Consider the following 23795-nt stretch of genomic DNA (forward strand, 5'->3'; position numbering starts at 1 on the left):
GGCTTTTAGCCCGGGATTTTCACCGCCTAAATAGGCTGAGCACAAGGGTTCCGCAAAGCCGGGTCGGAAACCGGACGGGGCGGCCTCCTAAGGGATAGCGCCTTAATCCCCATACAGGAAAACGGCTTCTATGGGCTGCCCAAAAAGGCGGGCAATACGGAAGGCGGTGGGCAGGCTCGGGTCGAATTTTCCCTTCTCAATGGCGTTTATGGTCTGCCTGGAAACGCCCACAGCCCCGGCCAGGTCTTCCTGGGTCCAGTTTTTTTCCGCCCTTAAAACACGAATTTTGTTTTCCATTTTTAAACGGGTTTACCGGTACCGCTTTTGATTGACCACGGTGGCGGTCAGGTAACACAATCCCATAAAGATCACCAGAAAGCTGATTTCAGCATCCCAGGGAATGACGTTGGCCGTATCGAGGAGGCTGTAGGCAATCCCCACCACAAGGGTTAAACCGAGGGTCAGGGCCATGGATTCGAGCTGGATCTTTTTTTCGAGTTCATCCGATCCTTCGAGGAGCCGCCGGTTGGCCAGGACCATCCCTATCCCGATCGCCAGGTTGAGCAGGATGGCCAGGGCAGATAAGGTCTGGTTGCCATCCCAAAGGAATTTGGTCCCGAAGGCAGCCAGGGCAGTGGAAACCGTCCAGGCAAGGGTCCAGCCTGCAAGTCGGCCCAGGTTTTTCTTTTTTAAAACTTTTTGGTTCATAACATCTGTTTTCATAGTAAAGTTATAATTACTTTTAGTAAAGTTTACTTTACAAATATAATCGAATTATTTACATGTCAAGTTTTATTAACATTAGAATTTGTGTTCAGGGTACGCCCTCCCGCAAAATTGTCCGCAAACAGCCCTTTTCGACAGGGTTGAAGCAATGGCATCCACTCCCATAAGGGCCCTTTAGGCCAGTGCAATATCGGATTATCTGGTCAATTCGAAAAAGAAGTCGTCCGGGGCGAGGCCTCCGTGCTGCCTGTGGTACAGGTCGGCCAACCCCCGCATCAGGTGGTCGATAATTTTATCTTGCCTGACCCCCCTTTGGAACATTTCATAGGAAGCCGGCAATTGTTCCTGCATAAAAAAATCGAGGTCATCGGAACCGTACTCATTAAAGGCCTTCCAGGAACGCAGCCCTTCCAGCATTTCCCGGTGGGCCTCAAAGCGGCGCTTAGCCGTATCAAATTCCGCCTGAAGGGCCGGGTTTTCCGGGTCTTTTGAAAGTTGGGCCTTTCGGAAGAGGTCCTGGTAGGTTTTGGCAACCCGGCGGTCGGCATCCAGGGCTTCCCCGATCAGCCTGAAGTAGGCCCTGCTGACCATAGCCGGATATTGGTCGATAAACTCAGGGGTGGCCAGGGCCGAGTCCAGTGGACTGTAAGAAGGGATGGCATAATAACGTTCCCGGTCCTCCGCCGGCACGACAGGTGCAGCCTGCAGGGAAGACGCCCACTGCCCTGAGCGCACCACCTCTTCCCATGCATCGTTATAGGGGTCCCGGGCCGGTTGCAGGGCGCTGCAGGCCGTCAGAAAAGCGGTTGCGATCCCAATCGGGACCAGGATGGGGATCCTCGGAAAAGCCATTTCATTGTGGGTGTTCCCTCAAAAGTAAAGGGAATCCGCTGAACCTGTAAAAACAAAGGGCCCAAGTGCCTTATATATCCGACAAAACACGGTGCGGGCCAGGGTACCCCCCCGGTTAATCCCCGAGGTAGAGGGCTCCAATTCCCTGGGCGTACAACTTCTCGTTCAGGTTTTTCACATCTTCCGAAATTATGGCCCCGGCCCGGGCTTTAAGGGAATTCCACCGGACATTCAGCTCCTGTATCTTGTCGCGGGTACCCTGGTTGATCCGCGGGATCCCGCTATCCCCATGGTTCAGTGCGGTGAGGTATTCCGCTGTAAACCCATTTACATAATTTTCCACATCGTCGTAAGCCTTGGAAAGCCTCTGTACCATTGCCTTGTCCCATTGGTCCAGTTTTTCGAGCAGGGCATCGGCTTCCCCTTTAAGGCTTTCATTTCCCTTCTCTTCAAGGTGGGCAATCACTTCCTTCAGGCTACCCTGGAGGGCGTATAGCCGGTTGGTCATCCGCGTCATTTCGGTATAGGTGGCCTCCGCTTTCCCCATGAAGTCATGGTAGTCGCTGAACTCCTCCCCGGTAGTTGGGATCAGGGGGTTTGGCAGCAGGGAGGCTTTCGTTTCCCGGCTCACGTCCCCGTAGCGCAATTGCAGGGTGTAGGTGCCGGGTATCGCCCGGTGCCCCCGGAAACTTCCCTCTATATAGACTTCCGGGGCACCTGGCAGCAGTGGATGCCTCAGGTCCCAAACAAAGCGGTTGAGCCCTGCCATTTTGGGCAGTACCGGTGCCTGTGGCGGGGCCCCTTCATAGTCCTGGTATTCAGGGTCCGGCTCGGAACTGAAGCTGCGGACCAACTGCCCCCCGGCATCCCGGACCTCCAGGACTACCTCTGCGGATTCCTCCAGGGCGGGGAGTTCATAATAGATGACCATGCCCGATGCCGGGTTCACCCCGTCGAACGGATGGGTCCCCATCGGTTTCACCCGGTCCATACTGCTCCACCAGTTCGGGAAAACGGCGTCTTCAGGCTGGTAGAGCTTCGCCTCTTTGGCCGGCCCCTCATATTGCCTGAGCAGGGGAAGGTCATCAAAAATCCAGAAGGACCGCCCCTGGGTGGCCAGCTGGATGTCGTCGTGCTGCAAAAGCAGGTCGGTTATGGGGACAACCGGCAGGTTCAACGGCATGGGCGCCCATTGTTTTCCCCCGTTGAACGAGACATAGAGCCCGGTTTCCGTACCGGCCACCAGCAGGTCCCTGCGAACCGGGTCTTCGCGAACGACCCGGGTGTAGGCCCCAACCGGGATACCGGCAGTGATGTTCTCCCACGACTTGCCGTAATTGGTGCTCTTGTACAGGGCCGGGGTAAAATCGTTGAATTTATAGCGAGTGGTGGCGATATATACCGTAGCAGGGTCATGGGGGGAAACCTCGATGGCATTTACCAGGGTTTCCGGCATGCCTTTGGGGGTGATATTTTCCCAGGTCTGCCCGTTGTCGCGGGTGATATGGACCAGCCCGTCGTCGCTGCCGGTGTAGATGACCCCGGCCTGGTGGGGGGATTCCGCCACATAGCTCAGCGTCCCATAGTTTTCGGCCCCCACGGCCTCATTGGTATAGGGGGCGCCGCCGTTGCCCTGTTTGTCATCCTGGTTGCGCGTCAGGTCAGGGGATACCACTTCCCAGGTTTGCCCTTCGTCCCGGGTCCTGAGCAGGTACTGCGCCCCGTGGTAGTAGGTATTCGGCTCGTGTACCGATTTGATGATGGGGGCGTTCCAGTTAAAGAGGTATTTCATTTCCCGGGCAGGGAGGCCCAGGTACAGGTTGGGCTCTATCATAATGTTGGTCCCTACCTGTGCTTTAACATCCAGCAGGTCGATAGTGCCCAGGTAGCTGCCGCCCATCACTTTCACCGGGTTATCGGGGTCAAATGCCAGGAAGGCGCTTTCCCCCCCGGCAGAAGGCTCCCAGTGTTCCCTTCCGATCCCGTAGGCCCCAAGGCCTATACTGGAGATTTTCACCGAGGAATTGTCCTGTTGTCCCCCGTACAGGTTATAGGGGAAGAGGTTGTCTACGGCTACCCGGTAAAACTGGGCCGTGGGCATATTGTCCTGGCGGGACCAGGTTTCCCCCCCGTCGAAGGTGATCTCTGCCCCCCCGTCATCGGAAATCACCATGTTGCGCGAATTATCAGGGTTGATCCAAAGGTCGTGGTAATCGCCGTGGTGGGTATCGATCCCCTCCCAGGTCGTGCCCCCGTCTATGGAGCGGTAAGGGGTTGCACTGAGCACATATACCGTATGTTCGTCGTTCGGGTCCGGTGCCAGTTCGATGTAGTACCAGGCCCGCTGCAAGAGGCGATGATCGCCACTGACCCGGCTCCAGTGCCCCCCGGCGTCCTCAGAAACAAAGAGGCCGCCTTTTTCCTCATACGTGTCGCTCTCTACCAGGGCATATACCTTCCTCGGGTTGGCCCGGGATACTGCGATGGCCATTTTGCCCTTCTCCTCAGGCAGGCCTTCGTGGATCTGCGACCAGGTTTCCCCCCCGTCGGTCGACTTGTAAAGTCCGCTGCCCGGCCCGCCGCTGATAACCTGCCAGGGCTTTCGAAGGTGTTCCCACATGGCGGCGTAAAGTACCTGGGGGTTGTGCACGTCTATCGACAGGTCGCTACAGCCCGTGAGGTCGTTTACATAGAGGACCTGCTTCCAGGTCTTCCCCCCGTCCGTTGATTTATAGATGCCCCGTTCCTTCGCGGGGCCATGCAGGGCCCCCTGGGCAGCTACCCAAACAAGGTCCGGGTTTTCCGGGTGTACGATGATCCGGGCAATATGGCGTGTCAGCTCCAGGCCCATATGCTTCCAGGTCGTTCCTCCGTCAGTGGATTTATAGACCCCGTCACCATAGGAGGTCATCACCCCCCTGGGGGCATGCTCCCCCATACCTACGTAAACGACATTCGGATGGCTCTCCGAAACGGTGACCGCCCCGACCGAGCCTGTTTTAAAGAACCCGTCGGAGATATTCTTCCAGGTCTGGCCGGCATCTGAGGTCTTCCAAAGCCCTCCCCCGGTAGTGCCCATGTAATACGTTAGCGGATCGCCAACCACCCCCGAGGAGCCAGTAGAGCGCCCCCCGCGGAAAGGGCCGATATTGCGGAACGCAGCGGGTTCGAGGTACGAGTTCAGGTCCTGTGCCAGGCTACTGAGGGCAAAGGCAAAGGCCAGTGCAAAAAGGGAAGTTCTTTTCATGGGGTTCATTGATTTTTGGATCAGACCTCTAAAAATACACCTTTGGCCGCACATAGAAAACCCCAAATCCGGCCCGGTGGGCGGAAATGCTATTTTTTGTACCTTTTCACGGGGCGCCCCCGGGTTACTATCAGGGCGGAGGCCTTGCGCACACTCAAAATCCACTGACATGAAACCAGCAACCCTGGCCTGCCTTTCCCTCTTCCTTTTCCTCCTGCTCCCGGCCCCGGTCCGCGCCCAGGAAAACACCGAACGCCTCGACGCCATGATCCGCCAGGGGATGGAAGACTGGCATATCCCGGGCCTGGCGGCCATCGTGGTAAAGGACGGGGAGGTGGTCTTCAGTCAGGTGTATGGGGTAAAGGACCTGGGCACCGGGGCTGTTGTGGACCGGGAAACCCTTTTCAATATGGGCTCGACCACCAAAGCCGTCGTCTCCATGGCCCTGGGCATCCTGGTAGACCAGGGAAAACTGAAGTGGGAAGATAAGGTGCGCGACCACCTGCCCTCATTCAGGCTTTCGGACCCCTACATCACCGAAGAAGCCAGGGTACAGGACCTGCTCACCCACAACCTGGGAATTGCAGGGGCCGACGGCCTTTGGGCTATGGACAGCGTTTCGACGGAAGCTACCCTTCGCCGTTTTGCCCTGTCCCGGAAAGCCTACCCGGTGCGGGGAGGGTTCCAGTACAACAACCTGATGTATGCCGTGGCCGGGGAAGTAATCGGGGCGGTTTCTGGCCAACACTGGACGGTTTTCGTAAAGGAACACCTCTTTGAGCCCCTTGAAATGGCCCGCACGGTGGCCAGGGCTACAGATATTTTCAGTGCCGGGAACTATGTAACCCCCTATTTTTACGAGAATGGGGCCGGCCATATTGCGGCGTCCCACGACTTATCGGACCAAATCGGGGCGGCCGGGATGATCTGGACCTGTGCTGCCGATATGGAACATTACCTCCAGATGCTGGAAGCTGGCGGGGAATACAAGGGAAAAACGCTCCTGAAACCGGAAACCTTTGCCTACCTGTTCCAACCCCACACCCTGATCCCGGAATCGGATTTTTACCCAACCCGCCAGCTGACCCGACCCCATTGGATGTCTTATGGCCTGGGCTGGTTCCAGCACGACTACCGGGGACACAAACTGGATTTCCATACAGGGAGCATCAGTGGGCTGGTAGCCATCGCAGGCATCATGCACGACAAGAATACGGCCGTCTATGTCCTGGCCAACCGGGACCACGCAGAGCTCCGGCATGCCATTTTGTACCAGGCGCTCGACCTGTGGGCTTTTGGGGAGGCCAGCCGCGACTGGCATCAGGAAGTGTTTGAACTCTATGAAGGAATCCGCAAAGCCTCCGAAAACCGGGAACTGGAATTCTCAAAGCAACGGGTAAAGGATACGCGGCCCACTCTGCCCCTCGCGGCCTATGAAGGCACCTACCACCACCCCATGCTGGGGGATGTGTTCGTACGCCAATCTCCGGACGGCCTGCAATTCGACTTCAACCATTTTACGGCCTTTGAAGCCGGGCACTGGCACTACAACAGCTTCCGCTCCACCCGGGAAAACCGATACCGGGCGGAGGTGCTTTTTACCTTCCACCTGGGCCCCGCCGGAACCGTATCGGAATTGGAAGCCATGGGAGAACGGTTTAAAAAACAGTGACCAAAAAAACCCTGCGAAAGGTCAGGCTCGCAGGGTTTCGTTCAGTTTGCGGGGAATTGCCCGCCTAATTTTCCGGTTCTGAAATGGTGATGTTGCGGTATTCCACAGGGCCGTGGTCGCCCTGCAGGTAAATGGGCCCCGGCTCCCCTTCGCGGCTGTCGAGCGCCCCCCCGGTAATCCCCGGGATAATCTGGTTGTGGATGATGGTTTCCCCATTGGCCACAACAGTGACGCGACGGCCTATCAGGGTAATGTCGTAACTCTGCCACTCCCCGGGCTTTTTGGCAACATTGGCACTTGGGGTCAGGAACCCGTAGACCCCCCCAAGGTAAATGGAAGCCGGTTCTTTCCCATAGCTGTCTTCAACCTGTACCTCATACCGCCCCCGCAGGTATACCCCTGAGTTGGAGTGTTCCGGGTAGCGGAATTCGATATGGAGTTTGAAATCCATAAATTTTTCTTCCGTCATGAGGTTCACCCCTGAAGCAGGGCTGGTCAGCACCCCGTCCTTCACGAACCACTGGTTTTCCATCCCGCGCGCCAGCTGCGGGACCCAGCCCTCCAGGCTGTTTTCGTTCAGCAAGGCCCTGGGTTCGGACCACGATACAGGGGCCGGGTATAACAGGGAAGGTGCCCGAGTGCCCCGGAAGGCCCTGCTATGGCCCATATGGTCGAGGAGGTTCCCTTCCATCCTGTCTTCGTTTACCGTGCCGGTAAGATGCATGTAATGGGTGCCGCTCCACTGGGGGGGAATGCTGAAGCTGATCAGCCCCCCTTTATCGAAGACTTCGGAAATCGGCCGGGCACTCCCGCCCGGGCCTACAAAGTAGCCTACCAGGGCCTTATTACCGGACAACTTCACCTCAAGCCAGGAGGGGACCCAGGCCTCGCCGTACTGTATCTCGAGGTCCCATCGGCCAATGGCCCCGGAAGCCCCGGGGTCCTGGGCGGCAAGGGGACAAACAAAAAGGAAAAACCCCGAAATCAGGGCTGCACTGAAATTTCTTTGGAATGAATTCATGGGAACACAGGTTTATAACACCCCATAAAAGTAAGGAATTTAAGTGGGGTTGCACAGCGGGAAAACACCTTCCAAAACCGGGAGTTTTGTACCTTGTCTTTTTTAAGCGCCCTTATGGATCCCATGGTTGAACTGCGACAGGCGACCCACCCGGAAGACGCCCGCGAAATAGCCGGCCTGGCCAGCACCATCTGGCGGGAACACTACACCCCCATCATCGGAAAGGCCCAGGTGGAATACATGCTGGAACGCTTCCAGTCTGCCGCGGCCATAGCAGACCAGATAAAAGGCGGCATGCAGTACTACCTCATCCTATCCGGCGGCCATGCGGTAGGTTATCTCGCTTTTGAAAAACAGGGCGAGGGGCTTTTTCTCAGTAAAATCTACCTGTTGAACGAATTTCGGGGCAAAGGACTGGGGCGGGAAGCCATGGAATTCATTAGCCGGGAAGCCCGTGACAGGGGTTGCTCCACCATTTCGCTCACGGTGAACAAAAACAACACCCGTTCCATAGCCGCCTATGAGGGGATGGGTTTCAAAAAGAAAGAAGCCCTGGTGATGGATATCGGAGGCGGCTTTGTCATGGACGATTACCGTATGGAAAAGGCGCTTTAGAAAAGTGGATTACCGGTCGATGCCGAAATTCTCCAGTTGGATGTCGTCCAACCCCACCTCATCGAAGGGGTATTCCATCTGGTCCTGGATGTTGTAGAGGGAAATCAGGATAAACTCGGTCACCACCACGATGAAATAGATCACCAGGTCACTGTTGCTGACCCCGATGTTAAAGACGATGTTGGGGGCATAAATGAGCGGGAAAACAAAAATAAACACCAGGCAATACGCCTTCAGGGCTTTGGGCGTGCGGTGCGTATTGATTGCGTGCAAATTTTCAAACCCCTCCTGCAGGTCATTCAGGTATCGGAACATGCGGTCCCGGATCCGCCTTGGGATACCCTCTTCCGATTGCAGTATAAAATAATGCAACTCGTTGATGGCATCGTCCACGGCTTTGGCCTCCCCGGGGTTTTTCTTCAGGTGCAGAAGGGTGAGGTCGCTGATATTCCCAATTAGGGCTTCCGACTTTGCCTTGTCCTCCGGGGTAAGCTCAGTACCCATCTGCACATAGAAATAAAGGGTTTTTAAACTGGAGCGGAACCGGCTCAGGTGTTCCAGCGCCTTTTCCCGCCTGCGGAAAGCCCCTCGGATATTAAAGACCAAAGGGAAGACAATGGCAATGCTAAGTAGGGTCAGGTCTACATTATAGCCCAACTCATATGCCAGTGAGAAGTAGGTTACCCCCACTGAGATTCCCAAAACCATGAAGGTTTTGCTGTTAATTATTGAGGCGTAGAGTTTAATATACTAATTTTTAGTACCTTAAGACCAAATATAACCGCCAAGATAGTGAAAAAACCATTCCTTGCAGGGCTTGCCCTGTTCTTTTTGTCCACAGGGCCCGCCGCATTTGCCCAGCCCCAAACCTCTGCTGCGGATCCGGAAACCGCAACATCCCTTTTCACGACTGAGGAGCCCCTGAATATCCACCTGCAATATTCAAACCGGGAACTCCGCAAAAACACCAACGACAGCACCTACCTGGAGTGCATGCTGTCGTACCAGGATGCAGATGGCCAGTGGGACTCCCTGGAGGTGCGCGTGCGTGCCCGGGGAAACTGGCGAAAGGAAAATTGTTTCCTGGCTCCCGTTAAACTCAAAATCAAAAAAAAGGAGGCAGAAGGCACCCTTTTCGAGGGTAGCAAGGAGCTAAAGCTCGTACTCCCATGCCGCGATAATGAATACGGGCAGGACTATGTGATCAAGGAATACCTGGCGTACAAGCTTTATGAGAAAGTGTCACCCTACCATTTCAAGACCAGGAGGTTGTCCGTTGCCTATACGGATGATTCCGGCAAGAAGGCTAAAGACTACGTGTTGGAGGGCTTCCTGATCGAGGACGTCGACCAGATGGCCGAACGCTGCAATGCCAAAAAACTCACCCGTTCCGTGCACCCGCTCCAACAGGATGACCTCTGTTCGGTACAAAATGATTTTTTCCAGTACATGATTGGCAACACAGATTTTTCGGTAGCCTACCAACACAACGAGAAACTGATTTTTGTGGAGGGCCGCAGCGCCATTCCGGTACCTTATGATTTTGATATGTGCGGCCTGGTCAATGCCAATTATGCCGTGGTTTCCCAGGTACAGGGGGAAAGCCTGGAAATCTCACACGTCACCCAGCGCCTGTATCGCGGATTTAAGCGAAGCCCGGCGATTTATGAACAGGTACGGCAGGAATTCCTTTCCAAAAAAGATGTCTTCATGGAACAAGTGGATGCGCTGCAACCCAGCTTCCGCAAATCCGGGCAATTCGAGGGTGCCCGCGACTTTGTACTGGAATTTTTCGAAGTCCTGCAAAACGACAACCAGTACCGCCAAAAAATCCTGGCCATGGCCCGGGAAAAGTAAGGGGCAGAAAATCAGCGGCAGTTCAGGTTAACGCTCCCAAAGTTCATATAGCGTGGTCCCCCCGACAGCCCCATTCGGCATCTGCAGGTTCAGGATCAGCGCAAGGGTCGGGGCAATATCGGTAGGGTTGACCCTGCGTACCGAGCTTCCCTGCCGGATACCTTTCCCAAACCAAATCAGGGGAACCTGCGTATCATAGGGATACCCCGTACTGTGACTGGTCCCCTGATACTGCGACAGGGGGGTCCGGAAATTCCCTGTGGGCAGGTATGCCGGTTCGTAATTGAGCAGCACATCGCCCGAACGCCCCGGATGGAAACCCCGTTGCAAAAGGGCCCTTATCCCTTCCGTATATTCGACCTGCTGCAGGGAGGTAGCCGTAAGGGCATCCCTGACCCCGGGCTGCTTCCGCATAAAATCGGCCACTGTCTGTTGTACCTCGGGCAGCGACAAACCACGCTGGGCAATCAGGTCGCGGTCGAGGTAAATCTGCTCATTCCCGAAATAGGAAATCCATTCAAAAGCGCCGTACGTCTGGCTCAGGTAAAAGGAAAGGTCCTGCCTGTATTTTGGCAGCACGGCCAGGCCGGCAGACACCTTCTTGTCGTGCAGGTAAGAAACCACCGGTACTACCCCGTGGTCGGAAGTAAGGAATAGCAGGTAGTTCCCCGAACCGACTTCCCTGTCCAGGGTGCTGAGAAGGTCCTCCAGGTCCCGGTCGAGGCGCAGGTAGATGTCCTGCAGCTCCACGGAATGGGGTCCAAAGGTGTGGCCCACGATATCGGGGGCTGAGAAACTAATCAATAGCATGTCTGTAGCCCTGCCCTGCCCGAGTTTTTCCTGCCTCCGGGCCTCCAGGGCAAAATCTTTCAGGAGGGTGTTGCCGAAAGGGGTCCCCCAAAGGAGGTGGTAAAATTCCGTGTCCCCTTCGAACAACTTACGTATTTCTTCATAATCATACGGAAAGGTCGGGGTTTCCTTGCCCCTGAGCCTGACCTCAAAAGGATTGTCATCGGGGGCGCTTTCGTCGTATTCCGACAGGGGCAACAAGGGCTTCCAGGTTTGGCTGAGGTACTTGTCGGTGCGCTCCTCCTGGTTGAATGCCGTTACCCAGGCGGGCAACTCTTCCATATAATATGTACTGCTGACGAAATACCCCGGGCTGCTTTCCCAGTCGTGCCAGTAAGCCGCATTGGCCGTGCGCCCCCCGGGCAGGATGGCCCCCCGGTCTTTCAGGGAAACGCTCACCACCTTTGATTTGAAATTGGTGCCCAGGCGCAGCTGGTCCGAGATGGTCGTGCTTAACAGCCGGGCAGGGGAGCGCCCTTCCGGATTGGCCACGGCTGAGCCGGTCAGCTGTACCTTGGGGTCGCCTACATTGCTGACCACCTCTTTGGAGGAGCGTTCATACCAACTGTTCCCCACCACCCCGTGCACCCCTGGGACCGCCCCGGTATAAATGGAGGCATGGCCGGCTGCGGTAACCGTGGGAATATAATTGTAATGGGTGTTTTTGAAATTATACCCCTCCCCCAGGAGCCTTTTGAAACCCCCCTGGGTATAGTGGTCCTGGTATTTATACAGGTAATCGAATCGCATCTGGTCGACCACCACCCCTACCACCAGCTTCGGAACTTCGGGGCCCTTCTGCTGGGCCACCAACCCTGCTGTAAATATAATCGCGCCTGTTAGCATCGCCTGCATCCCCAGGCGATGGGCCCTGTGTAATACGTTTTTTTTCATCCGGATAGTTATGTAACCCTTATTCCTTTAGGGTGGGGTATTCCACCCCCAGTTGTTCCAGGTAGGAATCAAATTTTGTTTCATCAAAATAGAACCGCTCCAGTTCCGGACGGAACCGTTCCATGATGGCGGTATTGAAATGCACCGGTGGCGGGTCATTTTCAGTGATCATGGGGCGGTACTCCGTCTCCTTTTTCTGCACGTTTTCAAAATAGTCCTTTGCTTTTGCCACTAACTCTGGTTGGGTGAGGAAGTCGATAACCGTCATGGCAACCACTTTCGCCCCGGCAGTAACCCCTTTGTGGGCAATTGGGGTAGCCATGGCAATGGCATTCGACCAGTGGTGCCCCTGCAGGCCCGGGATATTGGAGGGAAATCGGAGGGTCACCGTGGGCACTGTCCAGGAAACATCCCCGATATCATCGGAACCCCCGCTGATCGGGTGCTCCGGCGGGGTGCCCAGGCCGGAGAGCTCCCTTGCCAATCCGGTGGTATCGCGGGAGCCAACCTCGCGTTGGACCGCTATGGCCAGGGTCTGGTCAGCTTCCGACCATTCGGGCAGGCCAACCTGCCGGATGTTTTCATCCATGGCCTCGGCGATAACCTTGTTGAAGTGGCGGGGCCACGCCGCACCCACCACCTTTGAACTCACTTCAGTATCCGTCATTTTGGCCGCTCCTTCGGCAATGTTGTTCGCATCCTCGTACATTTCCATGATCCCTTCATAGGTGATGTCCCTGAAATAATACCAGATGGAGGCTTTGGACGGGACCACATTCGGCTGGTCCCCGGCATCGGTAAAAATGGAGTGGGAACGCTTCAGGGGATGAAGGTGCTCGCGCTTGTAATTCCAGCCAATGTTCATCAGCTCGGCGGCATCCAGGGCAGAACGCCCCCTCCAGGGCGCCCCGGCCGAATGGGCCGCTTCCCCGTCAAAGGTATATTCCACGGAAATCAGGCCGGTACCCGGGGCCTGCCCCCAGGAAACGGCAAGGTTGCTGCTCACGTGGGTAAAAATACACAGGTCCACCCCGTCAAAAAGGCCGTCCCTGGTAAACCAGGCCTTCGAACCCAGCTGTTCCTCGGCAATCCCGGGCCAAACGACCAGGGTACCCTGCATCCCGTTTTCCTTCATCAGCTGCTGTACGGCGAGGGCTGCGGTAATGTTCAGGGGGATGCCGGCGTTATGGCCCTCCCCGTGGCCGGGCGCCCCTTCCACAATGGGTTTGTGATACGCAATCCCCGGGTATTGCGATGCCTTGGGTATGCAGTCCACGTCGCTGCCCAGGGCTATTACCGGGCCCTCCCCGTTGGACCACCGGGCAAACCAGGCCGTTGGGATCCCGGAAACCCCCTTACTGACTTCGAAGCCAGCCTCTTCCAGGATCCCTGTCAGGTACCGGGACGATTCCATCTCATGGAACCCGAGCTCTGCAAAGCTGAAGACCTTGTCGACCATGACCTGGGACTGCTTGTGGCGCTGCCCGACCAGGGAAGCCGCCGCCTCTTTCTGCTTGCGGATAAAAGATTTGGAATACGACTTCTGGGCGTGGGTTGCGGTTGGGAAACAAAGCAACAGGCCGGCAATCAGCACGCCTCTTAAAATTTGGTGGGTTGCAGACATCGTTATGGGTTTTGCCTCTCAAAATACAAAATAAAACGCCAATCCGGACAGTATACCTGAATGGAAGCGGATCTCAAATTATGATCTCCGTCATAACGATATCCGGGGGCAATGCGTAATTTTATCCAACCTGGCCAACATCTGAGATCCAGGCCTGATTTCATTCGGACAAAAATTGTATTTTTAACACATGACCCGCCTGGCCGCTATTCTGCTTTCCGCCTTCCTGCTGTTGCAGAGCCTGCCCATGGGCCCCGGCGACCTGGCCCAACTGGATGAACTCCTTGAACACGCCCGCTACCATAAGGAACAATTCGGCGATTCCTTCCTGACCTTCCTAAACAAGCATTACGGGGACCTGAAGGAAGCCCACGAGCGCAACCACCAGGAGGAACGGCAACAGCACGAACAGCTGCCTTTCCAACAACTCTCCCTGCACGCCTTTCCCCAAACCTGCTTCCTGCCCGGGGAGCGATTTGAGTGGAACACCCCGGAGCAGACCCCGGACAAGGAATCCCCGCTGGCACACTCCCCCCTGAGGCTTTCTTCCATATTTATCGGCGGGGTCTTCCAGCCCCCGCGTAGCGCATAATTTTTTCCCGCGCCTGACTATTTTGGAAGGATTCCAGGGCCTGAGGCCCGGGGGCCGCCACCCACCCATCATTTAAAAGAATTATGCTGTCATCTATTATCCAGTTCAGCCTGAGAAACAAATTTGTGGTGTTGCTCTTTACCCTGCTTGTCGCAGGGGCCGGGGTATACTCCCTGGTCAACATCCCCATCGGGGCGGTTCCCGATGTGACCAACAACCAGGTACAGGTAATCACCACTTCGCGCAACCTGTCCACCCAGGATATGGAGCGATTCATCACCTATCCCGTGGAACTCGAAATGGCCAACCTGCCTGGCGTCAGGGAAATTCGTTCCGTATCGAAGTTCGGCCTTTCGGTGGTGACCATTGTTTTTGAGGACCGCCTGGGCACTTACCTGCCGCGGCAGCTTATCGCCGAAAAGATTCAGGCTGCAGTGGAAATTATCCCTGAAGGTTTCGGGACCCCCAAAATGGGGCCCATAAGTACCGGGCTTGGGGAGATCTACCAGTACGTGCTCGACGTGGAACCTGAATACAAAGGACGGTACGATGCCATGGACCTGAGGACCATTCAGGACTGGATTGTAAAACGCCAGCTCTCCGGCATCCCCGGGGTGGTGGAGGTCAATACCTGGGGGGGCTACCTGAAACAATACGAGGTAGCCATCAACACCGGGAAACTCCGCGCCATGGACATTACGGTGGGGCAGTTGCTGGAGGCCGTGGAAAAAAGCAACAGCGTGGCCGGGGGCGGATACATCGAAAAGGCGGACCAGGCCTACTTCATCAGGGGGGAAGGGCTGGTAGGCAGCCTTGAGGATATTGAAAACACCGTGGTGAAAACCAATGGCGGCCTCCCCGTGTACGTGCGCGATGTGGGACGGGTAGGCTACGGGAGCGCCACCCGCTTCGGCGCTATTACCGGGAATGGTGAAGGCGAAAAAGTACTGGGGCAGGTGATGATGCTCAAGGGAGCCAATTCCAAGGAAGTGATCGAGGCAGTGAAAAAGCGCGTGGAGGAAATCTCAGAAACCCTGCCCGAGGGGATTCAGATAAACGCCTTCCTCGACCGCAGCGACCTGATCGAAAAGACGACTATGACCATTACAGAAAACCTGATCCTGGGGTGTTTGATCGTAATTTTTGTGGTGGTTTTGCTGTTGGGGAATTTCCGCTCGGGCATGGTGGTGGCCTCGGTAATCCCATTAAGCCTCCTCTTTGCCCTGACTTTGATGTACCTGGCCGGGGTGGATGCGAACCTGATGAGCCTTGGGGCCATAGACTTCGGGATTATTATCGACGGGGCCGTCATCATCGTGGAGTTCATCGCCTTCCAGATCAACAGGCGCAGGGACGACCTGGTGGGGCTGTCCCCCGTCGCTGCACAAAAACTCAAAGACGAAGTGACCCTGAAGGGGGCTTCAAGGCTTATGAGCTCCGCCGTATTCGGGCAGCTGATCATCCTGATCGTCTTCATCCCGATCCTCTCCCTGAGCGGCGTGGAGGGGAAAATGTTTAAGCCCATGGCCCTGGCCTTCAGTTTTGCCCTGATCGGGGCCATGGTCCTATGTTTTACCTACGTGCCGGTCATGTCGTCCTGGTTCATCAAACCCGCACGAAATCCGGAGAAAAACATCGCCTTCCGCATCATCGCCAGGCTTAATGCCCTGTACCGCCCGACCATTACCTGGGCCCTTTCACATAAGGGATGGGTGCTGGGCGCTGCGGGGGCACTACTCCTGGTAGCCGTGGGTTTGTTCTCCCGCATGGGGGGGGAATTCATCCCCACCCTCGATGAAGGGGACTTCGTGATCCAACCGGTTCTCAAAACCGGGACCAGCCTGAGCCGGACCATAGCCACCACCACGCAGATCGAGCAAATACTGATGGAAAAGTTCCCCGAAGTCGACCAGGTCGTCACCCGTATCGGGGCGGCCGAAGTTCCCACGGACCCCATGAGCATGGAAGAAAGCGATGTGATCATTACCCTGAAGCCCAAAAGCCAGTGGGTATCGGCCGATAGCAAGGACGAACTGGCAAACCGCTTCAAGGAAGCCCTCTCCGTAATCCCCGGCATGGAGGTGGAGTTTACCCAGCCCATCGAAATGCGGTTCAACGAACTGATTACAGGGGTTCGCGCAGACATTGCGGTGAAAATCTTTGGCGAAGACCTTAGCGTGCTGGCTGCCAAAGGGGAAGAAATCCGTGCGCTGGCCGAAAAAGTGCAGGGAGCGGCCGACATTATCGTGGAAAAAGTGGAAGGACTCCCCCAGATGCAGGTGGCTTACAACCGGGAAAAAATCTCCCGCTACGGCCTGAATATTTCAGAAGTCAATGCCCTGGTCTCCATGGCCTTCGGCGGCCAGGTGGTGGGCAATGTCTTTGAAGGGGAAAAACGGTTCGACCTCGTCGTACGGCTCGACCCGGAACACCGAAGGGAATTGCAGGACCTCAGCAACCTCTTTATCGACCTCCCTGGGGGAGGGAGGGTACCCCTGAGCGAAGTGGCAGCGGTATCGTACCAGAAGGGGGCCGCCAAGATTTCCCGCGACAATACCCGCAGGCGGATCGTGGTGGGGATCAACGTGCGCGACAGGGACCTGCAATCGGTGGTGGACGACCTGAGCCACCTGATCGAACAGCAGGTCACCCTACCCCCCGGGTACACCATAACCTACGGGGGGCAGTTCGAAAACCTGCAATCCGCCAAAGCGCGCCTGCAAATAGCCGTGCCCCTCTCCCTCCTGCTTATTTTTCTGATGCTGTATTTCGCATTCGATTCCATCCGGGATACCCTGATCATCTTTTCGGCCATCCCCCTGTCGGCCGTGGGAGGGGTATTCCTGCTCTGGTTGCGCGAGATGCCCTTTAGCATTTCGGCCGGGGTGGGCTTCATCGCCCTCTTCGGGATCGCAGTGCTCAACGGGATTGTACTGATCGAACACTTCAAGGACCTCAAAAAAAAACCTTACCACTCTATGGAAGACCTGATCATCAAAGGGGGGCAGGACCGGATGCGCGCCGTTTTGCTTACGGCCTCGGCCGCTGCCCTGGGGTTCCTCCCCATGGCCGTTTCGGGAAGTGCAGGGGCTGAAGTCCAGCGCCCCCTGGCTACCGTGGTTATCGGGGGGCTGGTCACCTCCACCCTGCTGACGCTCGTTGTCCTCCCCGTGCTGTATGCATTGTTCAGCAGGGAGGGTAAAGGCAAGGCCGCAACGGGTGGCAGTATCCTGAAATCCGGGGCCGGGCTCTTGCTGCTATTACTTCCCCTGGCAGGCCACGCCCAGGAGGCCCCGCTGGACCTCGACGGCCTGCTGATACTGGCAGGAAAGCAGAATGCGGGGGTGCAAGCCGCAGAAAAGCAATGGGAAGCTGCCCGCGCCAGGCGCGGAACCGCTTTTGACTTCGGCACCACCGAACTCTTTTACAACCACGACGAGGCCAACCAGATTGCCGACCGATCGCTTAACGTGCTGGGGGTGCGGCAGGAATTCGACTTTCCCACCCTGTATGCCACGCGCAGCCGGGTACAATCCCTTCTGGCCGAAGGGGAACGCAGCCGTTATGAGATCCGCCGCAAAGCCCTGTTTAAAGCGGTAAGCAGCGCGTACAACCAGTACCTCACCGCTTCGGAGGAAGTCAGGATCTACCAAAAGCTCGACAGCCTGTATACCCGGTTTGCCCAGGCGGCAGGGCGGCGCTTCGACCTGGGGGCCACGAACTACCTGGAGAAGGTCACTGCCCTGTCCAAATCACGGCAGGTGCAACTCAGGCTAGAGGCGGCCCGGACCCGGACCCGGGTGTTGCAGCAGCAAATCGAGGCCCTCGCGCAGTCCGACAGTACCCTTGTGCTGGCTACGCCTCCTCCCGAACGGATGCTGGTTGCCACTCCCATGCTGGCCTCCCTGCCCGAAGTACAAAGCTACCAGACCCGGGAGCAGGCCCTTGAAAAACAGTTTCGCCTGGAACAACAGGCCTTGCTGCCCGGCCTGAGCCTGGAATACTTCCAGGGCGACAACGGCCTCACAGAAACCCCGCTGATCGGCTATCAGGTAGGCCTGAGGATCCCGCTATTGTTTAACGGACAGGCCTCACGCATCCGGTCGGCACGCCTTACCGCGGAGGCCTTCACCCAGGAGCGGGTGGAATACGAAATGCTCCTTAAAACCAGGCTTGAGCAGTTGCAAGCCGAGAAGCTGCAACAGGAAAAAGCCCTCCGGTATTACGAAGAGGAAGGGTTGTCCCTTTCCGGGGCCATCCTCCACACGGCCGAAGGGAGCTTCAAAAACGGGGAGATCGATTTCTTCCAGTACATCCTGAGCCTGGAAAACGGATACGACATTACCCTTGAATACCTCAGGCAGCTGGAACGCTACAATGAAATCGTTTTGCAGCTCAATTACCTAACCTATTAAAATGCGTGAAGATGAAATCCAGCCATAAAATCCTTATTCTCCTGGCCCTGTCGGCCCTGCCGTTTTCCTGCAGGGAGGGGGCCAACGTCCCCGAAGCATCTGATGACGCCGGGCAGGAAGAACTCCTGCAGGTTAGCCGGGCACAGTTCGAAGCCAATGGCATGGCCCTCGGGAGCCTCATTTCAAAACCCTTCCCCAGGGTGATCCGCGTCAGCGGCATGCTCGATGTACCCCCGGAAAACCGGGTGGTGGTGAGTGCGGTCTATGGCGGGTACATTAAAAACACCACGCTGCTGGTAGGGGACCGGGTCCGGAAAGGACAGGTGGTGGTTACCCTGGAAAACCCCGAATTCCTGACCTTGCAGCAGAGTTACCTGGAAGCGCGGGAACAGCTTCCCTACCTGAAATCGGAATTCGAACGACAGCAGACGCTGCTGGAAGAAAAAATCAGCTCCGAAAAACTGTTCCTTAAGGCGCAAAGTGACTACCTGACCATCCTGGCGCGGAAGGGAAGCCTGGAAGAGCAACTGAAAATGCTGGGGATTCCCCCCGGGGAGGTGGAAGCCGGGCGGCTTCGATCCGAAATTGCCTTCCGGGCACCGATCGACGGAAAGGTTACCCGGGTCGACATCCGAAAAGGGGCATATGTTTCGCCTGCCGCAGAAATTATGGAAATCGTCAATCAGGATCACCTCCACCTGGAGCTCAGCGTGTTTGAAAAAGATATCGCCGGGATCCGCATAGGACAGCCAATCCGGTTTACCCTGCCCGAAGTTTCCAACAAGGTGTATCAGGGAAGTGTTTACCTGATCGGCAGCACTATTCAGGACGACCGAACCGTGAAGGTTCATGGCCACCTGTCGGACGAAGAACCCGAAGCCTTCCTGGTGGGCATGTTCGTGCAGGCTGAAATCCTGGCCGGACCCGATGGAAACACGACTGGGGAACCTCCCGAATCCCCGGCCCTGCCCGAAGAAGCCATTCTTTCCGGTGAAAGCGGATCCTATGTGCTGGTCGCCACGGAAAGCGGGGGGGATGGGTATGCCTTTCGAAGGGAGCCCGTAGAGGCGGGGGCCACGATGGATGGGTTTACTGCCCTGACTGCCCCCGGGAACCTCCGCGAGGATGACCGGGTGTTGGTCAAAGGGGCATTCCTGGTAGCCGGGGCGGAATAACCGGGCTTCACGGGTTGCGCTTCCTGCTGCCTTATTTGAACAGACGCGGCGCGAAAACCGTCAGGTAATCCCTCCAAAGGGGCCATTCGTGGCCCCCCTCGGTTTCCAGGTAGGTGTAGGGCATCTGCAGGCGGTCGAGGCGAGTGCGGAAGGCGGTCACTTCATCAAAGAGGAAGTCATCTTTCCCGATCCCGATCCAGTAGAGCTTGTACCCATTGTTTTTCTGGGTGGCAAGGGTTTCATCCAATGCCTCATACACCGGGGCCGAAGGATTCCCCCGCGGCATGATCACCGGGGAAAACAGCCCTACATAGTCAAAGGTGTCCGGATAGTAGCGGGAAATGTGCAGGCTGTGGAACCCCCCCATGGAAAGGCCGGCAATGGCGCGGTTTTCTTTGTCGGCCTTTACCCGGTAATTCGCTTCCACAAAATCAATCACATCCCGAAAAGAGGCCTCATAGTCGCCATCCATAGTACGGGGCATCATAAAAGTAGGTTGTTTCAGCCCTTCGCTGGACTTCCCAGGGGCCGCTTCCTGGGCGGCATTGCCATTGGGCATCACCACAATCATGGGTTGGGCCTCTCCGGAAGCAATGAGGTTATCGAGAATCTGGGTGGCCCGACCCAGGTCGGACCAGGCCTCCTCATCGCCACCGGCCCCATGGAGGAGGTATAAGACCGGATAGTCCTCCGTGGAGGTTTCATAGCCGGGAGGGGTGTAGATGGTGACCCGTCGCGCCTTCCCCAGGCCAGGGGAATCATACCACCGCTTGCTCACGGTGCCGTGGGGCACGCTTTGCACGCTGTAACGGTCGCCTTTGCCCCCGGGGACAATAAAAATATTAAAGGTGGAGGCCACATCCCGGATCAGGTGCACATTGGATGGATCGGTAGTGGTTACCCCGTCTATAATCAGGTTGTACCAGTATAACTCAGAAGGCAAAACCGGGTTGGTTAGGGTCCAGAGGCCATCTGTGCCCCGCTCCATGGCCTCTGATGCCCGGCCAAACCCTTCCCTGGGCATCCAGTTGCCGATCACCCGGACCGAAGCGGCCTCAGGGGCCTTCAGGCGAAAGGTCACCCGACCGTCTTCGCGAACTTCAGGGGAAACCAGGGGCTGGTCCTGCAGGCTTTCCTGGGCCAGGACCGCAGTTAGGCCGAGAAAAAAGAAACCGAAAAGGAGTTTACAAGGTTTTCTCATGATGCTTTGTGTTTAAAATTATTTGGTTGGGGTCCTTCCGTATTTGGCCACCCGTTCATCCTTAATGACGCCTTTCCAGTTCAGGCCAAAGGCAAAATCATAGGGGTTCCCGTCGGTGTCCACATATGGTACCATGTCGTGGGGCACGTCTTCCAGCTGTTGTTCCACCGTGGCCATATCGGCAGGCATCTGCATGGGCAAAAGGCCCGAAGGCTCGGAGGCCCCTGAAACGATCTCCATCAAAGCCCCTACCTGTACCCCGAAATCGAGCAAAATGGCGTCAACCCCGTGTTCAATATCGGAAAAAACCATGGGATTGGTGGCCGTCACCACCAGGATTACCGGTTTATCGCCCATAGCCTTTCGGGTCTCCTGAAGGGTACGCAGGTCAGGATAGCTACTGGAACGGCTTGTTTTACCCCGGTAAGAGCGGTCGGCAACTTCAGGGTCGGTTACCGGATCCCCCGCCCCAAGGCTTCGCTCCCTTGAAGTTGTGGCCGTATAGTCCGGAAGCTGCAGGCTGATGGGGATATAGCCATTCCCCCCGGCTTCCCGGTCAGCCCGGCTGTAACCATTGCTCACCGGGCTTTTGATAAAGACGATGGCAAAATCGGCTTCCCCGGGCTGGTCGGTTACACGGTAGTGCTTTTCCACCAGGGAGCGCTCCACGGGGAATTCCTCCCGTTCGGGCGTGGGCTGCCCGAAAAAGTTCACCCCTGCGGGTATGGTTCGTTTGGGAATGTACGCGGTTTTGCCCCCGGCGATGGGCAGCACCCCGTTTCCGTTTTTGAGCATCACAATGGACTTCAGCTGGGCCTGGAACCCGGCTTCCATAAAGTCGGGTTGGCCAACAATGGCCCGGGAGGCCTCCGGGTCCAGATAGGGGTTTTCAAACAGGCCCACCTGGAAGATATTGGTCAGCAGGCGTATCGCAGAGGCCTCGATACGCGAGCGCATGGCTTCATCCCCATAGGCGTCGGCCAGCATTCGGAAGGCCTCCAGCACAGGCCCTGCATCATTGTTCCCGCCAAACTGGTCCGCTCCCGCTTCCAGGGCCTTGTAATGGCGTTCGGCCACACTGAGGGTTTCCACCCCCCAGGGCTTCCCGGCGAAAACATCGGGCCGGGGACCCTCATCGCCCGTAATCAGCCAGTCGGTACATACTACCCCCTGGTAGCCATAGGTATTGCGTAGCAGGTCCGTAACCATGTATTTGCTGAACCCGTTACCGACGTCCTCCCCGTAAAGGGTGTCCTGACCGAGGGAGATGGTGTAATAAGGCATCACCGCTGAGGCGGCCCCGGTTTTACCTTCTAGCCGGAACGCCCCGTCAACAAAGGGTTTCAGGTGCTCCTGGAAATTTCCACCCGGGTACACGGCAAACTTCCCGTAGGCAAAATGGGCGTCCCGCCCCCCTTCCCCGGAACCGCCCCCCGGCCAGTGCTTTACCATGGCGTTTACGCTCTGCGGGCCCCAATCCAGGGCCGTACCACTCCCCTGGAACCCGTCCACATAGGCCCTGGCCATGTCTGTAGCCAGGCGTGGGTCGCCCCCAAAAGTGCCGTAAAACCGGTTCCACCGCGGGTCCGTGGCCAGGTCAACCTGGGGGGAAAGTGCAGTGGTAATCCCCAGGGCCCGGTATTCCTGGGAGGCAATGGCCCCGAATCGGAAGGTGATTTCGGGGTCGAAAGTAGCGGCCAGGCCTATTTCTTCGGGCCAGAGCGATATGGCCCCCCCGGAGCCGGCGTTGTATTCTGCATCGCTGCGCGCCCCGTTCCTGGGGTCGGAACTGTTGTTCGCGGGTATGCCATGGCCCATGCCCTCCACCAGGGCCTGCATGGCATTGTTCCAACGGACCGCAACTTCCGGGCTTTCCACCGACGTGATCAACACATGCCGCAAATGGTCCTCCTCAAGGAAGGCGCGCTGCTGGTCCGTAAGGGCATAGGGCACCGTATCGGCTTCGTGGAATGGCTTCCCACCATAGGTGCCTGCCCGGTATCCTGCAGTATCGGCAGGAATGGCCTGGTGGCGGCTATATAGCATCAGTCCTGCGATTTCCTCCTGCGATAGCCTGGAGGCAAGGTCCCTTGCCCTCTCGCCTGCAGGTCGGCGCCAATCCTCGTATGGATCAAGGCTGCCATTTTTGTTCAGGTCCTTGAACGGCAGGCGATCTCGCTCAAGGATTTGAACGCCGGAACCCATGGAATAACCAAGGGTGGGGCCTTCCGGAAGGTCTATGATCCGGACCGAGTCCCCAACGGCTTTTTCGGTCCATTGCTTTTCAGGGGTGCAGGAAGCTATCAGCAGGGTAAGAACGGGAAGGCAGGTTTTAAGCGCAGACATGATGAGTTAAAATTTTAAACTCTTAAAAATAGTGGCTTCAGGGCTTAAAAGCCTTGATCTGGATCAGAAAATCCGAAATTTGGGGAATCCCTATCTTTACCTGAAAACGCCGGTTGACTGTGGCTGAATATGACCTTGCCAGAAACTTCATAGGCCCCGATATACCCATAAAGGAGGAGGAACTCCGGGTATTTTCGGGCCTGATCGAGCGCAAAAGTTTCCTGAAAAAAGAACACCTCCTGCATAAAGGGGAAACCAGCAGGCATTTCATTTTGGTAGAATCGGGAATGCTCAGGCAGTACTACCTGAAAAACGGAAAGGAGGTTACCGAACATTTTGCGGTGGAAGGGCAGGCCATTTGGTGTATTGAAAGCCTTTTTCTCGGGGCGCCCACCCAACTCATGGTCGAAGTATTGGAAGATGGTATTTTCGGGCTTGTCCCTTATGGGCCCTTCAAAAGCCTGGCACAAGAACACCCGGGCATATTCAGGGTATTGGTGCGGATGTTGGAGGGATCGCTGATCCAGTCCCAGCAAAAAGCGGATTCCTGGAAGTTCGAGTCGGCCAGGGATCGATATGAGCGGTTCCTCAGGGAATATCCGGAGGCGTCCAAAAGGGCCAGCATCAACCATATTGCCTCGTACCTCCTGCTGACCCCGGAAACGGTGAGCCGTGTAAGGGCCGGAAAGCTCTAGGCCCTGCCTTACCC

The 23795-nt window shown here is 56.6% G+C and carries 17 protein-coding genes; 7 read left to right on the forward strand and 10 right to left on the reverse strand.

What is annotated here, in order from left to right:
• Positions 1-102: 102 nt before the first annotated feature.
• From NG653_RS11950 to NG653_RS11965, 4 genes are all read right to left on the reverse strand, one after another.
• Positions 103-297, reverse strand: coding sequence for a helix-turn-helix transcriptional regulator (locus tag NG653_RS11950; RefSeq protein ID WP_252741943.1), 195 nt, complete (start codon positions 295-297; stop codon positions 103-105).
• Positions 298-309: 12 nt separating this feature from the next.
• The gene (locus NG653_RS11955; protein WP_252741944.1) at positions 310-708 is read right to left on the reverse strand and encodes a hypothetical protein; all 399 of its coding nucleotides are present in this window, start codon (positions 706-708) and stop codon (positions 310-312) included.
• Positions 709-921: 213 nt separating this feature from the next.
• The gene (locus NG653_RS11960) at positions 922-1578 is read right to left on the reverse strand and encodes a hypothetical protein (RefSeq protein ID WP_252741945.1); all 657 of its coding nucleotides are present in this window, start codon (positions 1576-1578) and stop codon (positions 922-924) included.
• A gap of 115 nt (positions 1579-1693) precedes the next feature.
• Positions 1694-4825 carry a WD40/YVTN/BNR-like repeat-containing protein gene (locus NG653_RS11965; RefSeq protein WP_252741946.1) on the reverse strand — a complete coding sequence of 1044 codons (3132 nt, stop codon included), beginning with the start codon at positions 4823-4825 and terminating at the stop codon, positions 1694-1696.
• A gap of 169 nt (positions 4826-4994) precedes the next feature.
• Between NG653_RS11965 and NG653_RS11970 the strand changes: the two genes are divergently transcribed.
• Positions 4995-6497, forward strand: coding sequence for a serine hydrolase (locus NG653_RS11970; RefSeq protein ID WP_252741947.1), 1503 nt, complete (start codon positions 4995-4997; stop codon positions 6495-6497).
• Positions 6498-6561: 64 nt separating this feature from the next.
• Here the strand turns inward: NG653_RS11970 and NG653_RS11975 are convergent, their stop codons facing one another.
• The gene (locus NG653_RS11975) at positions 6562-7518 is read right to left on the reverse strand and encodes a 3-keto-disaccharide hydrolase (RefSeq protein ID WP_252741948.1); all 957 of its coding nucleotides are present in this window, start codon (positions 7516-7518) and stop codon (positions 6562-6564) included.
• A 93-nt stretch (positions 7519-7611) separates the two neighbouring features.
• Between NG653_RS11975 and NG653_RS11980 the strand changes: the two genes are divergently transcribed.
• Positions 7612-8133 carry a GNAT family N-acetyltransferase gene (locus NG653_RS11980; RefSeq protein WP_252741949.1) on the forward strand — a complete coding sequence of 174 codons (522 nt, stop codon included), beginning with the start codon at positions 7612-7614 and terminating at the stop codon, positions 8131-8133.
• 9 nt (positions 8134-8142) lie between these two features.
• Here NG653_RS11980 and NG653_RS11985 read toward each other — a convergent pair whose 3' ends face one another.
• Positions 8143-8841 (reverse strand): hypothetical protein, encoded by a 699-nt coding sequence (locus NG653_RS11985; protein ID WP_252741950.1) that lies wholly within the window; start codon positions 8839-8841, stop codon positions 8143-8145.
• An 84-nt stretch (positions 8842-8925) separates the two neighbouring features.
• Between NG653_RS11985 and NG653_RS11990 the strand changes: the two genes are divergently transcribed.
• Entirely contained in the window at positions 8926-9990 is a 1065-nt protein-coding gene (locus tag NG653_RS11990) for a hypothetical protein (RefSeq protein WP_252741951.1), read from the forward strand.
• A 27-nt stretch (positions 9991-10017) separates the two neighbouring features.
• Here NG653_RS11990 and pafA read toward each other — a convergent pair whose 3' ends face one another.
• Both pafA and NG653_RS12000 read right to left on the reverse strand, forming a co-directional pair.
• Positions 10018-11733: an alkaline phosphatase PafA gene (gene pafA, locus NG653_RS11995; protein WP_252741952.1), complete on the reverse strand. Its 1716-nt coding sequence runs from the start codon at positions 11731-11733 to the stop codon at positions 10018-10020.
• A 19-nt stretch (positions 11734-11752) separates the two neighbouring features.
• Entirely contained in the window at positions 11753-13357 is a 1605-nt protein-coding gene (locus NG653_RS12000) for an amidohydrolase (protein ID WP_252741953.1), read from the reverse strand.
• 190 nt (positions 13358-13547) lie between these two features.
• Between NG653_RS12000 and NG653_RS12005 the strand changes: the two genes are divergently transcribed.
• The 3 genes from NG653_RS12005 to NG653_RS12015 all read left to right on the forward strand — a co-directional run bounded on the left by NG653_RS12005 (position 13548) and on the right by NG653_RS12015 (position 19539).
• Positions 13548-13949: a hypothetical protein gene (locus tag NG653_RS12005; RefSeq protein WP_252741954.1), complete on the forward strand. Its 402-nt coding sequence runs from the start codon at positions 13548-13550 to the stop codon at positions 13947-13949.
• A gap of 83 nt (positions 13950-14032) precedes the next feature.
• A complete protein-coding gene (locus NG653_RS12010; protein ID WP_252741955.1) occupies positions 14033-18364 on the forward strand; it encodes a CusA/CzcA family heavy metal efflux RND transporter in 4332 nt (1443 codons plus the stop codon).
• Positions 18365-18375: 11 nt separating this feature from the next.
• On the forward strand, positions 18376-19539 hold the full coding sequence (locus tag NG653_RS12015) for an efflux RND transporter periplasmic adaptor subunit (RefSeq protein ID WP_252741956.1): 1164 nt from the start codon (positions 18376-18378) through the stop codon (positions 19537-19539).
• Between the two features lie 31 nt (positions 19540-19570).
• Here the strand turns inward: NG653_RS12015 and NG653_RS12020 are convergent, their stop codons facing one another.
• Positions 19571-20740, reverse strand: a complete 1170-nt coding sequence (locus NG653_RS12020) for an esterase (protein WP_252741957.1) — start codon at positions 20738-20740, stop codon at positions 19571-19573.
• 18 nt (positions 20741-20758) lie between these two features.
• Complete coding sequence (locus tag NG653_RS12025; protein ID WP_252741958.1) at positions 20759-23086, reverse strand: glycoside hydrolase family 3 protein; 2328 nt, start codon at positions 23084-23086, stop codon at positions 20759-20761.
• A gap of 119 nt (positions 23087-23205) precedes the next feature.
• On the opposite strand from NG653_RS12025, the gene NG653_RS12030 reads away from it, so the two are divergent.
• The gene (locus NG653_RS12030) at positions 23206-23781 is read left to right on the forward strand and encodes a Crp/Fnr family transcriptional regulator (protein ID WP_252741959.1); all 576 of its coding nucleotides are present in this window, start codon (positions 23206-23208) and stop codon (positions 23779-23781) included.
• Positions 23782-23795 lie beyond the last annotated feature (14 nt).

Source organism: Robiginitalea marina, from assembly GCF_024006985.1.
In the GTDB taxonomy this organism is placed as follows: Bacteria; Bacteroidota; Bacteroidia; order Flavobacteriales; family Flavobacteriaceae; genus Robiginitalea; species Robiginitalea marina.

Bases quoted from the DNA above. Each gene is read 5' to 3' on its own strand.
- NG653_RS11950 (WP_252741943.1), bottom strand. From the start codon at position 297: ATGGAAAACAAAATTCGTGTTTTAAGGGCGGAAAAAAACTGGACCCAG.
- NG653_RS11955 (WP_252741944.1), bottom strand. From the start codon at position 708: ATGAACCAAAAAGTTTTAAAAAAGAAAAACCTGGGCCGACTTGCAGGC.
- NG653_RS11960 (WP_252741945.1), bottom strand. From the start codon at position 1,578: ATGGCTTTTCCGAGGATCCCCATCCTGGTCCCGATTGGGATCGCAACC.
- NG653_RS11965 (WP_252741946.1), bottom strand. From the start codon at position 4,825: ATGAAAAGAACTTCCCTTTTTGCACTGGCCTTTGCCTTTGCCCTCAGT.
- NG653_RS11970 (WP_252741947.1), top strand. From the start codon at position 4,995: ATGAAACCAGCAACCCTGGCCTGCCTTTCCCTCTTCCTTTTCCTCCTG.
- NG653_RS11975 (WP_252741948.1), bottom strand. From the start codon at position 7,518: ATGAATTCATTCCAAAGAAATTTCAGTGCAGCCCTGATTTCGGGGTTT.
- NG653_RS11985 (WP_252741950.1), bottom strand. From the start codon at position 8,841: ATGGTTTTGGGAATCTCAGTGGGGGTAACCTACTTCTCACTGGCATAT.
- pafA (WP_252741952.1), bottom strand. From the start codon at position 11,733: ATGAAAAAAAACGTATTACACAGGGCCCATCGCCTGGGGATGCAGGCG.
- NG653_RS12000 (WP_252741953.1), bottom strand. From the start codon at position 13,357: ATGTCTGCAACCCACCAAATTTTAAGAGGCGTGCTGATTGCCGGCCTG.
- NG653_RS12005 (WP_252741954.1), top strand. From the start codon at position 13,548: ATGACCCGCCTGGCCGCTATTCTGCTTTCCGCCTTCCTGCTGTTGCAG.
- NG653_RS12010 (WP_252741955.1), top strand. From the start codon at position 14,033: ATGCTGTCATCTATTATCCAGTTCAGCCTGAGAAACAAATTTGTGGTG.
- NG653_RS12015 (WP_252741956.1), top strand. From the start codon at position 18,376: ATGAAATCCAGCCATAAAATCCTTATTCTCCTGGCCCTGTCGGCCCTG.
- NG653_RS12020 (WP_252741957.1), bottom strand. From the start codon at position 20,740: ATGAGAAAACCTTGTAAACTCCTTTTCGGTTTCTTTTTTCTCGGCCTA.
- NG653_RS12025 (WP_252741958.1), bottom strand. From the start codon at position 23,086: ATGTCTGCGCTTAAAACCTGCCTTCCCGTTCTTACCCTGCTGATAGCT.